Source organism: Microbacterium sp. M (genome assembly GCF_045181065.1).
GTDB lineage: Bacteria > Actinomycetota > Actinomycetes > Actinomycetales > Microbacteriaceae > Microbacterium.
Window position 1 is genome coordinate 2,407,660 of the sequence record NZ_CP173721.1, and the last position, 13,109, is coordinate 2,420,768.

16 protein-coding genes and 1 tRNA gene are annotated in these 13,109 nt (G+C 68.8%); 4 read left to right on the plus strand and 13 right to left on the minus strand.

The features are described from left to right. Positions 1-5: 5 nt before the first annotated feature. From ACI7YT_RS11730 to ACI7YT_RS11745, 4 genes are all read right to left on the minus strand, one after another. The gene (locus tag ACI7YT_RS11730; protein ID WP_406245710.1) at positions 6-776 is read right to left on the minus strand and encodes a pentapeptide repeat-containing protein; all 771 of its coding nucleotides are present in this window, start codon (positions 774-776) and stop codon (positions 6-8) included. After that, complete coding sequence (locus ACI7YT_RS11735; RefSeq protein ID WP_406245711.1) at positions 773-1,258, minus strand: hypothetical protein; 486 nt, start codon at positions 1,256-1,258, stop codon at positions 773-775. The genes ACI7YT_RS11730 and ACI7YT_RS11735 overlap by 4 nt, the downstream gene beginning before the upstream one ends. 133 nt (positions 1,259-1,391) lie before the next feature. Further along, a complete protein-coding gene (locus tag ACI7YT_RS11740; RefSeq protein WP_406245712.1) occupies positions 1,392-1,970 on the minus strand; it encodes a hypothetical protein in 579 nt (192 codons plus the stop codon). A 90-nt stretch (positions 1,971-2,060) separates the two neighbouring features. Further along, a tRNA-Pro gene (locus tag ACI7YT_RS11745) sits at positions 2,061-2,134 on the minus strand. A 106-nt stretch (positions 2,135-2,240) separates the two neighbouring features. On the opposite strand from ACI7YT_RS11745, the gene ACI7YT_RS11750 reads away from it, so the two are divergent. Genes ACI7YT_RS11750 through ACI7YT_RS11760 form a run of 3 tightly spaced genes read left to right on the plus strand, consistent with a single transcriptional unit; the run spans position 2,241 to position 3,949 of the window. Next, on the plus strand, positions 2,241-2,819 hold the full coding sequence (locus ACI7YT_RS11750; RefSeq protein ID WP_406245713.1) for a GNAT family N-acetyltransferase: 579 nt from the start codon (positions 2,241-2,243) through the stop codon (positions 2,817-2,819). 54 nt (positions 2,820-2,873) lie between these two features. Beyond that, positions 2,874-3,548 (plus strand): lysoplasmalogenase, encoded by a 675-nt coding sequence (locus tag ACI7YT_RS11755; protein WP_406245714.1) that lies wholly within the window; start codon positions 2,874-2,876, stop codon positions 3,546-3,548. Further along, positions 3,545-3,949: an RNA-binding S4 domain-containing protein gene (locus ACI7YT_RS11760; protein ID WP_406245715.1), complete on the plus strand. Its 405-nt coding sequence runs from the start codon at positions 3,545-3,547 to the stop codon at positions 3,947-3,949. Before ACI7YT_RS11755 ends, ACI7YT_RS11760 begins: the two co-directional genes overlap by 4 nt. A 12-nt stretch (positions 3,950-3,961) precedes the next feature. Here the strand turns inward: ACI7YT_RS11760 and ACI7YT_RS11765 are convergent, their stop codons facing one another. Next, positions 3,962-4,861, minus strand: coding sequence for an NUDIX domain-containing protein (locus ACI7YT_RS11765; protein WP_406245716.1), 900 nt, complete (start codon positions 4,859-4,861; stop codon positions 3,962-3,964). A gap of 77 nt (positions 4,862-4,938) precedes the next feature. Between ACI7YT_RS11765 and ACI7YT_RS11770 the strand changes: the two genes are divergently transcribed. After that, positions 4,939-5,496, plus strand: coding sequence for a nucleoside phosphorylase (locus ACI7YT_RS11770; RefSeq protein ID WP_406245717.1), 558 nt, complete (start codon positions 4,939-4,941; stop codon positions 5,494-5,496). Between the two features lie 12 nt (positions 5,497-5,508). Here ACI7YT_RS11770 and ACI7YT_RS11775 read toward each other — a convergent pair whose 3' ends face one another. From ACI7YT_RS11775 to ACI7YT_RS11810, 8 genes are all read right to left on the minus strand, one after another. Further along, positions 5,509-6,585, minus strand: a complete 1,077-nt coding sequence (locus ACI7YT_RS11775; RefSeq protein WP_406245718.1) for a Glu/Leu/Phe/Val dehydrogenase dimerization domain-containing protein — start codon at positions 6,583-6,585, stop codon at positions 5,509-5,511. An 86-nt stretch (positions 6,586-6,671) separates the two neighbouring features. After that, on the minus strand, positions 6,672-8,195 hold the full coding sequence (gene der, locus ACI7YT_RS11780; RefSeq protein ID WP_406245719.1) for a ribosome biogenesis GTPase Der: 1,524 nt from the start codon (positions 8,193-8,195) through the stop codon (positions 6,672-6,674). Then, positions 8,185-8,871: a (d)CMP kinase gene (cmk, locus tag ACI7YT_RS11785; protein WP_406245720.1), complete on the minus strand. Its 687-nt coding sequence runs from the start codon at positions 8,869-8,871 to the stop codon at positions 8,185-8,187. Before cmk ends, der begins: the two co-directional genes overlap by 11 nt. Then, positions 8,864-9,982, minus strand: coding sequence for a prephenate dehydrogenase (locus tag ACI7YT_RS11790; protein ID WP_406245721.1), 1,119 nt, complete (start codon positions 9,980-9,982; stop codon positions 8,864-8,866). Before ACI7YT_RS11790 ends, cmk begins: the two co-directional genes overlap by 8 nt. Next, complete coding sequence (locus ACI7YT_RS11795) at positions 9,979-10,791, minus strand: pseudouridine synthase (RefSeq protein ID WP_406245722.1); 813 nt, start codon at positions 10,789-10,791, stop codon at positions 9,979-9,981. Before ACI7YT_RS11795 ends, ACI7YT_RS11790 begins: the two co-directional genes overlap by 4 nt. Then, a complete protein-coding gene (gene scpB, locus ACI7YT_RS11800; protein ID WP_406245723.1) occupies positions 10,788-11,399 on the minus strand; it encodes an SMC-Scp complex subunit ScpB in 612 nt (203 codons plus the stop codon). Before scpB ends, ACI7YT_RS11795 begins: the two co-directional genes overlap by 4 nt. Continuing rightward, positions 11,389-12,204 carry a segregation and condensation protein A gene (locus ACI7YT_RS11805; protein ID WP_406245724.1) on the minus strand — a complete coding sequence of 272 codons (816 nt, stop codon included), beginning with the start codon at positions 12,202-12,204 and terminating at the stop codon, positions 11,389-11,391. The genes scpB and ACI7YT_RS11805 overlap by 11 nt, the downstream gene beginning before the upstream one ends. After that, complete coding sequence (locus ACI7YT_RS11810; protein ID WP_406250573.1) at positions 12,188-13,021, minus strand: ParA family protein; 834 nt, start codon at positions 13,019-13,021, stop codon at positions 12,188-12,190. The genes ACI7YT_RS11805 and ACI7YT_RS11810 overlap by 17 nt, the downstream gene beginning before the upstream one ends. Positions 13,022-13,109 lie beyond the last annotated feature (88 nt).

Consider the following 13,109-nt stretch of genomic DNA (forward strand, 5'->3'; position numbering starts at 1 on the left):
AGCCCCTAGCCCGCGACCTCCGGGTCCAAGGGCAGATCGTCCGCACGCCCCGCCGCCGCGGCGCGCGCATAACGTTGCGCGTACGCTTCACGCGCGGCGTCGGTGTGCTCCTCGCCGTCCCATTGGTCCGGCAGCGGCTCGCCGTCGCGGTGTGAGCGTGTCACGCGCGCGAGACCGAACGCGAAGGACGTGTTCAGGAATGTGCACCGGGTGAAGCTCGTGCCCGGGGAGAACGTGGCATCGACGAACGTGCAGTCCGTGAAGGTGGTGTCTGAGAAGTCTGCGCCACTGAGGTCAGCACCGTCGAAGATGCAGCGTTCGAATCGAGTGTTCGGCAACGATCTCACCGTGCGCAGGTTCGCGCCCGAGAAGTCGCACTCGGTGATCTGCGTGCCGATCGCCAGTCCCTTCACGGATGCGCCACGGAAACTGCATCGCACGAAGCTGCGGTCGAAACGGGGCTGCCCGGTCAACGACACGGAATCGAACAGGCAGTCGGAGAGCTCGGACTCGAAGAAAAGCAGGCGGCCTCGTGCGCGGCGGAAATCAACGCGGGACAAGGTGACGAACCGGAACTGCAGGCCATCCCGCGCCGACTTCACGCCGCGCAGGTCAAGCAGGCCCTCGTCCGTCGCCGGCCAGTCGGTATCGAACCGATGCGGACCCTTCACGATGCGCGACTGCTCCAGGATCTGCTCCTGCAGCGCAGCCAGCCGATCAGGTGTCCACCGGCGCGCCGGCTCGGCATCGGCGGGCGCTTTCACCGGCTCATTCATGGGTTCATCCGCTCGGCAGCAGGCGTCGTCGCATCCGGAACTGCCTGTGCGTCGGGTGCGGCCTCTTCGTCGATGAGGAAGGCGATCTTCGCTCGCTTCGCGTCCGCGTCGAAGTCAGGGTCACGGGCAGCGATGCGACCAAGGAGGTCGGCGATCGCATGGTGGATCGTCTGCCGCAGGAAGGCGACCGGATCAGCGGCGTCGTGGACGTCGTCGTTACTGATCCGGATCTCTCCCGTGGCAGTGCGTCGTGACAGGAACACCCGCGGTGTCCGCAACCCGGACGGCCCGGGCACCGGCGTGATCTCGCCCCCGATCGTCAAGAAGAGGTCCAGATGATACGAGAACTCCACCGCGCGAAAGTGCTGCTTGATCCGTGCAACCTCCTCGATGAAGCCCGCCTGCGGCGACGGCCCACCCCACACCGTGCGGAACGTGAGCCGCCCATTCGGCACGCCGTCGCTTCCGGAGGGAACAGTCATCGCGAGGCCCCCACCGGGATCGGGTCTGCGGCGCCGCCGGGCGTCACGACCTCATATTCGACGGTGCTCACCCTGGCAGTTTATCGATTGCGCTTCGAGGGCTGCGAGCTGCCAGCGGTGTTGTCGCGTTCGGCTAGAAGTCGAGGAAGCCTGCGACGACGTCGCGCACGATTCCGTCTGCGCCCGGGGTGCCGTAGAAGTACACGGAGCCGTATCCCCATAGGTACTCCGCGATGAGGTCTTCGAGCTCGCCCTCCACAGGCCACCCCTCCTCATCAATCTGAAAGAGGAATCGATGCCCATCGGCGCGCACGGCATCAGCGAACGCAGGCTCGCTCTGAATCAAGACGGGTTCGTCATCGATCCGCACCAGTGGCGGTGTGGACGCGGCGTCCGATCGTGGGATCAGCGCTGTCGAGCGCAGACCCGGCCACCCCAGGTCGTTCCGCCCGCCACGCGGCGAGGGGTCATGGACGATCGCCCGCATCGCCATGTCCGGATACACGACATCCTCGTCTTCGATGCCGAAGCCGGCACGCAACACCACCGACACCTCGCGGCCGCCCGTCCACGACGCGCAGCCCGCGCCGAGAGTCAGCAGATACCGATGCGTCTCCAGAAGCGGATGCGTCTCGATCACCGATGGCGGAGCACCACCCAACCGCGCCTCATCCCCGCGGTCCGGCAATGCGGGATACAAGAACGCAGGCATGCGCCCAGCCTATGGGCCGGTCCCGCACGGCGGCGGTACGACAGAGGCTCGGAACCTCGCGACTTCCGCGTGATTCCGAGCCTCATTCTGTCGGGCTGACAGGATTTGAACCTGCGACCCCTTGACCCCCAGTCAAGTGCGCTACCAAGCTGCGCCACAGCCCGTCGCCTCCGCTTTCGCGCAGGCAACTCCACTATCTTAGCCGCACGATCTCGCGTTCGCGAACCGACATCCCTTGCCCGTGTCGGAGGTCAGGCGTACGTTGCCGTCATGCCCGCAATCACCACCGAACCCGCCACGGCCGAACGCTGGGAAGATGTGCAGCACGCCCTCTCCGGCGGAGGCGACGGACGCAGCTGCCAGTGCGCCTGGTTCACCCTCACCAATGCTGAATTCAACCAGACCACCGTCGATGAACGCCGCGACCTGTTGCAGGGCGAAGTCGAGGCCTCCCCTCCCCCGGGGCTCGTCGCCTACGTCGACGGTGAAGCCGCCGGCTGGGTCCGTGTCGGCCCGCGCACCGTCCAGCGACGCATCGCCCGCACCCGCGCGATCGTCACCAGCACGCCCGAGCCCCTCGACGACGAATCGGTCTGGGCGATCACCTGCTTCGTCGTGCGCAAGGAGCACCGCGGACTCGGGCTGAACGCCGAGCTGCTCCGAGCGGCCGTCGACCTCGCCCGCGGAGCCGGCGCCCGGGTGATCGAGGCATACCCGATTGACACGTCGAACGGACGGAGCCACCCGAATCGTCTCTACCATGGGGCTCTGTCGACCTTCCTCGCGGCCGGGTTCACCGCGTCGGCGGAAGCCAGACCCGGCCATCCGCTCGTCGCTCTCGACCTCTGAAGACGAACCTCCGAGAGACGCACGATCGAGGGCGCTCGAACATACGATGGAAGGATGCAACGAAGCGTCTTCGGTCGTCCCGCCATCTGGTGGATGTTCGTCCCTTACGCGCTGATGTCGGTCCTGCACGTCGGCGCGCTCGCGGTCGGCAGCGACCTCGCACCTCCGACGAAGCTCTGGCTCATGCCGCTGCTCGCGATTCCAGTACTGGTCTCAGCACGCCTGAAGCCGACCCTGGCGATCGTCCTGCTGCTGGCCGCGCTGCTGTTCTCCTGGCTCGGCGACGGCGCGGGAGCCCTGTTCCCCTCGGCTCCCGAGCTCCCGCTCATGCTCGGCTTCTTCGGTCTCGCGCACATCGCGTACATCGTGCTGTTCCTGCGCGTCCTGCGCCGGCAGCGGATGCCGTGGTGGGCGCTCGTCTACGCCGCCTGGTGGGTCGCCATGATCGTCTTCCTCGGGCCGCACACCGGGAACCTGCTGATCGCCGTCGGCGCCTACGGCCTGGTGCTCGGCGCCACGGCCGCCCTGGCGACCCGCTGCCATCCGCTGGTCATGTACGGCGGCATCTTCTTCCTCGTCAGCGACACGATCCTCGCGTTCCGACTGTTCGTCCCCGACGCGATGCCGGACTGGACCAGCCCCGCCGTCATGGCGACCTACACGCTCGGCCAGGGACTCATCGTCGCGGGTGCTCTCGCGACCCTCCGCGAAGGGAAGATTCAGCGATGACGGATACTGTCGACTCCCCCCATCCCGCGAACCCGGCGCACACCAAACCGGTCCGCGTGGACAGCTGGCTGTGGGCGATCCGCGTCTACAAGACCCGCTCCGCCGCCACGACCGCCTGCCGCGCGGGTCACGTGCGCGTCAACGGCGACAAGGTGAAGGCCGCGCAGACGGTGAAACCCGGTGATGAGCTCCGGGTGCGCATCAGCGGCTTCGACCGCATCCTCGTCGTGCGGCAGACGCTCGTCAAGCGCGTCGGCGCGCCAGTGGCAGCGCTCGCATACGAGGATCGAACGCCTCCACGCGACCCGGTCGCCGCACTCGGGGTCCGCGACCGAGGGGCAGGGCGTCCGACGAAGCGCGAACGGCGCGACATCGATCGCCTCCGCGGTCGCGACGACTGAGCGCCTGCGGCGTCAGCCGATCAGCCCACGGAGCCATCCGGCGCCCTGCACGCGAGCCCCGGCATCCTCGACCCGGGCGCGGAGTCCGCGATCGCTCGTCACGACCGTCACGGTGCGCCCCGTGTCCATCAAGTGCGTCGCCTCGGCGACGATGGCATCGTCGCCCTCCCCCGGCGCACGCACGATGCGGACCGCGTCGTCATCGGCATCCGCTTCGATCGCCTTGGCCTGGCCTTCCACGACGAAGCTGACGGAAGGGAACCAGATGTCCCCTTCGAGATCCAGGTCGGCAGCCGGAACGGCCAGTCCTGCCAGCGAGGCGTGCAGCCGCGCCGCGGCTCCCGCCCGATCGCGCCACCACCCGTCCGGCACGCTGCCGACGACGTTCGCGGCGTCCACGACGAGCGCGGGCTGCACCTCCAGCAGTGCGCGCAATCGGGGCCAGGCATCCCCGAACCCGGGATGCAGCGGCCGATCGTCGACGTCGTCGATCGCCACCCATTCCAGCGCGACGCTCTCGGGGTCGCTGATCACCGGATCGAACGGCGCGACCACGTCGGCCACGAGCGTCGTGTAGGCCCAGATATCGAGGTCCAGCACGCTGGTGAAGCGCGGATCCAAGGCGCCTTGGGGCACTCCTGCTTCCTCGGCCGCCTCGCGCTGCGCGCCGTCGATCGCGGATTCCCCCTCGTGCAGGGCGCCGCCGGGCAGACCCCACGTCCCGCCGAAATGACTCCAGGAGACCCGGTGCTGCAGCAGCACTCCGCGTCGGGGATCCACCGCGAGCAGCCCGGCGGCGCCGAAGCGCCCCCAGTACCGCTCGCCCGTCGGCGCGACGACCCAGGCGTCCCCAGGGTCGCGCGGACCCTCGGGTCGACGCGGCTCACCAGGGCTCGGAGGAACGATCGTCACCCTTCCAGCCTGTCACAGCAACCGCGGCCGAGCACCAGGCGCGACCAGCGGCGTAACGGCTCTGCGAAGATTGACTCGTGAAGCTCCTCGTCGCCGCCCTCGAATCCGAACTCTCCGCCTTCCCCGCAGAGGTGCCCGGCTATGACCGGCTGGTCACCGGCCCCGGCAAGATCAAGGCCGCGTACGCCCTCACGCGCGCCCTCGACAACGGCGACTACGAAGAAGTCCTCGTCGTCGGAACCGCCGGCGCGATCGACCCGGACATCGCCCCCGGGATCCACGTCGTCGACACGGTGTTCCAGTACGACGTCATCGACGACAACGGCGTCGCCGGCCACCACGTGTCGATGCCGCAGCGCCTGAGCCTCGGCGGCGGTGACGTGATCATCGCGACCGGCGACAGCTTCGTCGACGACGCCGACACCGTACGCGCGATCCGCGCACTCGGCGGACGTCTGGTCGACATGGAGGCCTACGTCTACACGTGGGTCGCCGAGCAGTTCGATGTTCCGATCCGGATCTGGAAGGCCGTGTCCGACACCGCCCAGGACGGCGCGAACCAGACGTGGGAGGCCACCGTGGCAGCCTGCAGCCGCGACCTCTGGGCGCGACTGGAGGCCGAACTCGACGCCTGACCCGGCAGCGGTCTACGACAGCACGCTCTGCGACGCCCGCGCCGCACGGAGCCGCGCTTCGGCGAGTTCCTCTGCCGCCTGCAGCGGCGTGATGCCGCGCTCGGCCGCATCATCGAGGATGCCGCGGACCGTGTCTCCGATGCCGGACACGCGCTCCATTATCGCGGCCCGCGTGCCGCCGTGCTTCGCCTCGAGATCCAGGTAGATGACGCCACCGGCGTTGACGACGAAGTCGGGCGCGTACAGGATGCCACGGTCGGCGAGTCGCTGCGCGCCATCGTGCGCGGCCAGCGGGTTGTTCGCCGGCCCGCACACCGCGCGCACATCCAGCGCATCGATCACGTCATCCGTCAGCAGCCCGCCGATGCCAGCCGGAACGAACACGTCAGCGGGGACCAGATGCTCGGTACCCGGTTCGACCCAGGTCATGCCGAGGTCAGCCGCCAACTGGCGACGCGCGGGGTTGACATCGGTCGCGGTGAGGACGGCTCCTTCGGCGGACAGCCGAACGGCGAGGCGTCCGCCGACCTGACCGAGACCGGAGATCGTGATGCGGCGCCCTGCCACCTCCGGCGATCCGGTCAGACGCTCGAGGACCGTGCGCAGCGACTCGTAGACGCCCAGGCTCGTCGGGCCGGCCGGCTCACCGGAGCCGCCGACGGCATCCGGAAGTCCGACGACATGCGAGGTGCGCTCGCTGACGGTGAGCATGTCCTCGGTCGTGGAGCCGACGTCCTCGGCCGTGCGGTAGAGGCCGCCGAGCGATTCGACGGCGTCGCCGAGGTCGAGGAACGCCGCACGTCGACGCTCGGAGTCGAGGACCGTCCCCTCGGCCAGTCCGATGACCGACTTGCCGCCGCCGGCGTCGAGACCGGCCGCGGCGTTCTTGAGCGTCATCGCCGCCGACAGGCGCAGGGCATCGCCGAGAGCATCGCTCCAGTGCGGGTACGTCCACAGACGAGCGCCGCCGAGAGCGGAGCCGAGCACGGAGGAGTGCAGCGCGACGGCGATGAACAGACCGCTGCGCCGTCCCGTGATCACCTCCACGCGTTCGTGGGAGAAATCGGGCAGGGGCAGGGTGTGCGTCATCGCATCCTCTTTCGGCGGGCCTTGTGGGCGTGCTCGGTGGATGCCACGGCGTTGCGGCATCCACCTCCCATGGTACCGCCGGAGCGTCAGCGCTGGCGGCGCTCCCTCACGCGCATGTTGATGACGATCGGCGTTCCCTCGAACTCGTAGATCTCACGCAGGCGACGCTGGATGAAGCGCCGGTAGCCCGGGTCGAGGAACCCGGTCGTGAAGAGCACGAACGTCGGCGGACGCGTCGACGCCTGCGTCCCGAACAGGATGCGCGGCTGCTTGCCACCGCGCAGCGGGTGCGGGTGCTCGGCGACGAGCTCGGACAGGAACGCGTTGAACTTGCCCGTCGGAATACGACGATCCCAGTTCTCCAGCGCGGTCTCGAGCGCCGGCACGAGCTTGTCGAGGTGACGACCGGTCTTGGCCGAGATGTTCACCCGCGGCGCCCACGCCACGTGGGCGAGGTCCTTCTCGATCTCTCGCTCCAGGTACCGGCGACGGTCCTGATTCTCCATGTCGTCGTCGTTCAGGCGGTCCCACTTGTTGAACGCCAGCACGAGCGAACGTCCGGACTCGAGCACGAGATCGATGATGCGGATATCCTGCTCGCTGATCGACTCGGAGACGTCGAGCACCACGACCGCGACCTCGGCCTTCTCGAGCGCGGCCGACGTCCGCAGCGACGCGTAGAAGTCCGCGCCCTGCTGCAGGTGCACCCGACGACGGATGCCGGCGGTGTCGACCAGACGCCACAGCTTGCCACCCAGTTCGACGACCTCATCCACCGGGTCGCGGGTCGTGCCGGCGAGGTCGTTGACGACCACGCGCTCCTCCCCCGCCGCCTTGTTCAGCAGCGAGGACTTGCCGACGTTCGGACGGCCGAGGATGGCCACGCGGCGCGGTCCGCCGATCTCGGCCTTCGCGACCGCGGAGACGCTCGGGAGCTTCTTCATGACGGCATCCAGCAGGTCGGCGACGCCACGACCGTGGATCGCCGAGACCGGGTACGGCTCGCCGAGACCCAGGTTCCACAGCACCGCGGCCTCCGGCTCCTGGCGGGCGTCGTCGATCTTGTTCGCGACGAGGAAGACCGGCTTGCCGCTCTTGCGCAGCAGTTTCACGACGTGCTCATCGGTCGATGTGGCACCGACCTTCGCGTCCACGACGAACATCACCACGTCGCAGAGGTCGATCGCGACCTCCGCCTGCGCGGCGACCGAGCGGTCGATGCCCTTGGCATCCGGCTCCCACCCACCGGTGTCCACGACCGAGAAACGACGGTCCTGCCACTCGGCCTTGTAGGTCACGCGGTCGCGGGTGACACCGGGGGTGTCCTCGACGACGGCCTCGCGGCGGCCGAGGATGCGGTTCACGAGCGCGGACTTGCCCACGTTCGGGCGGCCGACGATCGCCACGACGGGGAGGGCCGGCAGGAACTCGATGCCGCCCTCTTCGCCGGCGAGGCCCGCCAGCAGCGCGGCATCGTCCTCGTCGAGGTCGTACTCGGCGAGTCCGGCGCGCAGCGCCTCTGCTCGCTGTTCCGCGAGCACCTCGTCGAGGTCGTTCATCTTCTCTTCGAGGCGGTCAGGGCCGCCCTCGTACTCTTCTTCAGCGGGCATGTTCCGCTCCTTGCTTTCGGTCGATCACCGCGAGCACGGCGTCGATGGTCTGGGGGAAATCGAGTGCGGTCGAATCGACGACCTCGACGCCGTCCGCGGCGTTGAGGAAATCGACGACCGTGCTGTCCGCGGCGTCACGACGGTGCAGCGCCGCAGCGACGGCGGCGGCGTTCTCGTCCGCGAGCTCACCGGCCCGGCGCGCGGCGCGGACCTCGGGAGCAGCGGTGAGCAGGATCCGCACCGGTGCGTCAGGGGCGACCACCGTGGTGATGTCACGGCCTTCGACGACGACGGCGTCGAACGCGGCATCCGCCACGAGGGAGCGGAACAGTTCGTTGACCTGGGCGCGCACCTCGGGGACGCGCGCGACTCCGCTCACGGCGCCGGAGACGCGCGACTCGCGGATCGCGTCAGTCACATCGGCTTCGCCGACGCGCACGGATCGGTCGTCGGGGTCGAGCCCGATGCGCAGATCGAAATCGGATGCCGCGGCACGCACCGCTTCGGCATCCGACGTGTCCGCACCACGATCGAGCACGTGCCACGCCAGCGCACGATAGGCCGCACCGGTGTCGAGGTACCCGTAGCCGCGCGTGCGGGCGACCGCCTTGGAGACACTGGACTTTCCGGAGCCTGCCGGTCCGTCGATCGCGATGAACTTGCGAGCCTCAGTCATTGGTCGTCCCTGCAATCCGCCACCCGCGTTCCTGCAATCCGGTGATCGCGCCGTGCAGCGCGGCCGGAGCCACACTGATCTCGGCGAGACCGAACTGTGCGCCCGGCGAGTGCTCCAGGCGCAGGTCCTCCACGTTCACGCCGAGCTCGCCGAGCTCGCCGAAGAGTCGTCCGAGCTGACCTGCAGTGTCGTCGACCATGACGACCAGCTGCTCGAAGCGTCGGTTCTGACCGTGCTTGCCCGGGAGGCGCTCGACGCCCTCGTTGCCCTGCCGGATCGCGTCGGCGACCGCTCGGCGTGCGCCCGGTGCAGCCGGATCGCGCAATGCGTCCGAGACCTCACGCAGATCGTCGGCCAGCGCATCGAGGATCTCGACCACGGGCTGCGCGTTGGCACCCAGGATCTGGACCCACAGCTCCGGTGCGGATGCCGCGATGCGCGTGGTGTCGCGCACACCCTGACCTGCGAGCCGGAGGGCATCCTCATCGGCGGAGGTGAAGCGGCCGGCGAGCAGGCTCGCCACGACCTGCGGGACATGAGAGGTCAGCGCCACGGAGCGGTCGTGCTCCTCCGGCGTCATCTCCAGCGGCATCGCGCCGACGTCCAGCGCCAGCGCTTCGACGAGAGCGAGATCGGCAGGGCGCGTCTGATCGTCGCGGCACACCACCCAGGGCCGTCCGACGAAGAGGTCCGCCCTGGCCGAGATGGCTCCGCCGCGCTCACGGCCCGCGAGCGGGTGCGAACCGATGTAGCGGGTCAGGTCGACGCCGCGCTCCTGCAGCGCGCGGAACGGCTCGAGCTTCACACTCGCGACGTCGGTGACGACGGCATCGGGGTACCGATCGAGCTCGGACTGGATGACGTCGGCCGTGACGTCGGGCGGAACGGCCACGACGATGAGCACCGGTCGATCGTCATCGCGTGCGGCGCGACCGGCCCCGTAGTCGATGGCGAGCCGCAGCTGTGCGGGAGAGGCGTCGGCGAGCACGACATCGACGCCCTTGGCGCGCAGTGCGTGGCCGATGCTCGCGCCGAGCAGGCCGGAGCCGACGACGCGAACGGTCCCCGACAGCCGTGGGGGCACCACGGCACCACGGACCTGTTCGCTCACTGCTTCTCCTGCACGTCTCCCGGCGTCGCATCCGCAGGGGCATCACGGCGCGCGAGAGTCAACAGCGCACCGAGTTCGATTTTACTCAGTTCCCGCGACTTCCCAGCCGGGAGTGTTCCCAGGTGCAGCGGGCCGAACTGGCGGCGGACGAGTTCCGTGACCGGATGGCCGACCGCTGACATCATCCGCCGGACGATCCGATTGCGGCCAGAGTGCAGTGTGAGCTCGACCAGGCTCGACTCCTTGCCGCTCGCCGAGCTCGTCGACGTGTCCAGCAGCCGCGCCTTGTCGGCGGCGATCGGCCCGTCCTCGAGCTCGATGCCCTTGGTCAGCGTGGCGATCGTCTGCGCGGTGACGATGCCCTCGACCTTGGCGATGTACACCTTGGTCACGCCGAACGACGGGTGCGCGAGCACGTGGGCCAGTGCGCCGTCGTTCGTGAGGATCAGCAGGCCGCTGGTCTCGGCATCCAGGCGTCCGACGTTGTAGAGGCGCTCCTCGTAGTCCTCGGTGAACCGGCGCAGATCAGGGCGGCCGTTCTCGTCGCGCATGGTGCTGACGACGCCGATGGGCTTGTTCAGCATCACGTAGCGCTTGGAGACGTCGAGCTGCACGGCCGTGCCGTCGACGTCGACCAGGTCCGTCTCGGGGTGGATCCGCCGACCCAGCTCGGTGACGACCTCGCCGTTCACGAGGATGCGTCCCTCGACGATGTAGTCCTCGATCACGCGGCGGGAGGCGACACCCGCGTTCGCGAGCACCTTCTGCAGTCGGATGCCGTCGGCGGCGGGGTCTGTCAGGGAAGTCATCGGATACTGCTTTCTTCGAAGCCGTTCGACCCGTCATCGAGCAACGGGGAGATCGGCGGGAGTTCGTCGAGGGAGTTGATGCCGAGGTTCTGCAGCAGGGCATCGGTGGTGCCGTAATTGATCGCGCCGGTCTCGGAGTCGGCGAACAGCTCGGTGATCAGGCCGCGGGCCAGCAGTGTGCGGACGACCGAATCGACGTTCACGGCTCGGATCGATGCGACCTGCCCGCGTGTGACCGGCTGCTTGTAGGCGATGACCGCGAGGGTCTCGAGCGCTGCCTGGGACAGCCGCGCCGGCGCCTGTCCTCCGACGAACTCCGCGACGAGGCCGTCGTGGTCGTCGCGGACGTACAGCCGCCAGCCGCCGCCGACCTCTCGGAGCTCGAAGCCGCGCCGCGGCCCGTTGCCGCGACCGTCGTAATCGTCGACGAGGGTCTCGATCGCCTGCCGGACGGCAGGCACCGGTGCGCCGACGGCGGCAGCCAGGGCGACGAGTCCCAGCGGCTCCTCGAGGACGAGGAGGATCGCCTCGAGCTTCTCGGTCAGCGGGGCTTCATGCCCATCGACAGGCTCGGGGAGCGATCCGGGTTCGGTCACGTCATCGGTCATAGTCGGCCCCCAGGGTCGCCAGCATCTCGTCCGACCAGGTGTCGGCTGCCCAGCGCAGCGTCAGCTCGCCGAGCGGTTCCAGTTGTTCGAAGGACAGCGCCGCGTGCCGGTACAGCTCCAGCACGGAGATGAACCGCGCCACGACGATGCCCGGCTCGTTCACGCCGGTGACCAGCTCGCGGAAGGTCAACGATTCGGTGTTGCGCAGCAGCGTCACGACGATCGCGGCCTGCTCGCGGATGCTCACCAGCGGCGCGTGCAGGTGATCGAGCCCGACGTGCGGGATCTCCTTCGGTGCGAACGCGAGCAGCGCGAGGGCTGCGAAGTCGTCGACGCTGAGGCTCCAGACGAGCTCGGGCGTCTGCCGACGGTGCTTCTCGTCCAGCCGGACGGCGCGGACATGCCTGCGGTCCTCGCGCTGCAGGCTCCGCGCGAACCAGGCCGAGACCTCTTTGAACGCGCGGTACTGCAGCAGACGGGCGAACAGGAGGTCGCGCGCCTCGAGCAGAGCGACCGACTCCGCATCGACGAGCTCGCCCTGCGGCAGGAGCCCTGCCACCTTCATATCGAGGAGCGTGACGGCGACGACGAGGAACTCGGATGCCTGGTCCAGCTCCTCCTCGGGGCCGAGATCCTTCAGATACGCGATGAACTCGTCGGTGACCCTGCTCAGCGAGACTTCGGTGATGTCGAGCTCGTGCTTGGAGATGAGATTCAGCAGCAGGTCGAACGGGCCGTCGAAGTTCCCCAGGGAGACCCGGAAGCCGGAGTCCTCGGACGAACCGGTCTCAGGCGACGGCGCCACGGGCGACCAGCTCCCGCGCCAGCCGCAGGTACGCCTGGGCGGCGGCGTGCTCCGGCGCGAACTCGGTGATGGGGACGCCGGACACCGAGGCATCCGGGAACTTCACGGTCCGACCGATCACGGTCTCGAGCACGTCGTCGCCGAACGCCTCGACGACGCGCTCGAGCACCTCTCGGGAGTGCAGGGTGCGAGGGTCGTACATCGTGGCGAGCAGGCCGTCGAGCTCGATGGCGGGGTTGAGGCGGTCGCGCACCTTGTCGATCGTCTCGATCAGCAGGGCGACGCCGCGGAGCGCGAAGAATTCGCACTCGAGCGGGATCAGGACGCCGTGGCTCGCGGTGAGCGCGTTGACGGTCAGCAGACCGAGCGAGGGCTGGCAGTCGATCAGGATGACGTCGTACTCGTCGGCGACCTGGCGCAGCACGCGCGACAGGATCGTCTCCCGCGCGACCTCGTTGACGAGGTGCACCTCGGCGGCCGAGAGGTCGATGTTCGCGGGGATGACGTCGAGGTTCTCGACCGACGAGGGGACGATCGCGTCGTGCGCGTCGCGCTTGGTGTCCAGCAGCAGGTCGTAGACGGTCAGCATGTCGTGCGTGTTGATGCCGAGGCCGGCCGAGAGCGCACCCTGCGGATCGAAGTCGACGGCCAGCACCTTCCGGCCGTACTCCGCCAGAGCCGCCGCGAGGTTGATCGAGGTGGTCGTCTTGCCGACGCCGCCCTTCTGGTTGCACAGCGCGATGATGCGCGCCGGTCCGTGCGATTCGAGCGGAGCGGGTGTCGCGAAGCCGTGATAGGGACGACCGGTGGGTCCCATCGGGGTCTCGTCCGCCTTCGACGTCTTACCCTTGGACTTCGCCGCTTTGTCAGCCACCGGTTCTCCTGCTCCCTTGTGCTCGCTCGAT

Coding starts and splice junctions, on each gene's coding strand:
- ACI7YT_RS11730 (WP_406245710.1), bottom strand. CDS start 776: ATGAATGAGCCGGTGAAAGCGCCCGCCGATGCCGAGCCGGCGCGCCGG.
- ACI7YT_RS11735 (WP_406245711.1), bottom strand. CDS start 1,258: ATGACTGTTCCCTCCGGAAGCGACGGCGTGCCGAATGGGCGGCTCACG.
- ACI7YT_RS11740 (WP_406245712.1), bottom strand. CDS start 1,970: ATGCCTGCGTTCTTGTATCCCGCATTGCCGGACCGCGGGGATGAGGCG.
- ACI7YT_RS11750 (WP_406245713.1), top strand. CDS start 2,241: ATGCCCGCAATCACCACCGAACCCGCCACGGCCGAACGCTGGGAAGAT.
- ACI7YT_RS11755 (WP_406245714.1), top strand. CDS start 2,874: ATGCAACGAAGCGTCTTCGGTCGTCCCGCCATCTGGTGGATGTTCGTC.
- ACI7YT_RS11760 (WP_406245715.1), top strand. CDS start 3,545: ATGACGGATACTGTCGACTCCCCCCATCCCGCGAACCCGGCGCACACC.
- ACI7YT_RS11775 (WP_406245718.1), bottom strand. CDS start 6,585: ATGACGCACACCCTGCCCCTGCCCGATTTCTCCCACGAACGCGTGGAG.
- der (WP_406245719.1), bottom strand. CDS start 8,195: ATGCCCGCTGAAGAAGAGTACGAGGGCGGCCCTGACCGCCTCGAAGAG.
- cmk (WP_406245720.1), bottom strand. CDS start 8,871: ATGACTGAGGCTCGCAAGTTCATCGCGATCGACGGACCGGCAGGCTCC.
- ACI7YT_RS11795 (WP_406245722.1), bottom strand. CDS start 10,791: ATGACTTCCCTGACAGACCCCGCCGCCGACGGCATCCGACTGCAGAAG.
- scpB (WP_406245723.1), bottom strand. CDS start 11,399: ATGACCGATGACGTGACCGAACCCGGATCGCTCCCCGAGCCTGTCGAT.
- ACI7YT_RS11810 (WP_406250573.1), bottom strand. CDS start 13,021: ATGGGACCCACCGGTCGTCCCTATCACGGCTTCGCGACACCCGCTCCG.